This is a genomic window from Actinocorallia lasiicapitis, from assembly GCF_054778695.1.
This window is the reverse complement of sequence record NZ_BAAGZI010000930.1, coordinates 1-530: the sequence shown is the minus strand read 5'-3', so window position 1 is coordinate 530 and position 530 is coordinate 1. Positions and strand designations below refer to the sequence as shown.

The following is a 530-nucleotide window of genomic DNA, read 5'->3' as shown; positions in this document are numbered from 1 at the left end:
CGTCGCCGCCGGGCCAGGAGTCGGTGAACACGACCTGCTCCAGGGGGAGCCGGCGCGACCAGCCGCGCCGCTCGAGCCCCGGCTCGGGCGGACGTTCGTCGGGCCAGCCCAGGCAGAGCCAGCCGAGTGTCACCACCCCTGCGGGCAGGTCCAGCAGCCCGGCCAGCTCGTCCGGCCGGAACAGGGTGACCCAGCCCAGCCCCAGCCCCTCGGCGCGGGCCGCGAGCCAGAGGTTCTGGATGGCGCAGGCGCACGACCAGAGATCGGCGTCGGGGAAGGTGGCCCGGCCCAGCACCCCGGCGGCGGGGGCGCGGCGGTCGCAGCAGACCACGACGCCCAGCGGCGCGGCCCTGATCCCCTCCAGGGAGAGATCTCTGAGCTGCCGTCCCGACTCCTCGTCCAGCAGGTCGGCCTGGGCCAGTTTCTCGCGCTCGGCCATCAGCGCGGCGGCGTCGCGGCGGGCCGGGTCCCGGACGACCAGGAACCGCCACGGCTGGCTGTGCCCCACCGAGGGGGCGGTGTGCGCGGCG

At 76.8% G+C, this 530-nt stretch carries 1 protein-coding gene; it reads right to left on the bottom strand.

What is annotated here, in order from left to right; genetic code table 11:
• Positions 1 to 530 (bottom strand): 5,6-dimethylbenzimidazole synthase (gene bluB / locus ACYVE7_RS35555; protein ID WP_460371116.1); only part of this gene is annotated, 530 nt, incomplete at both ends.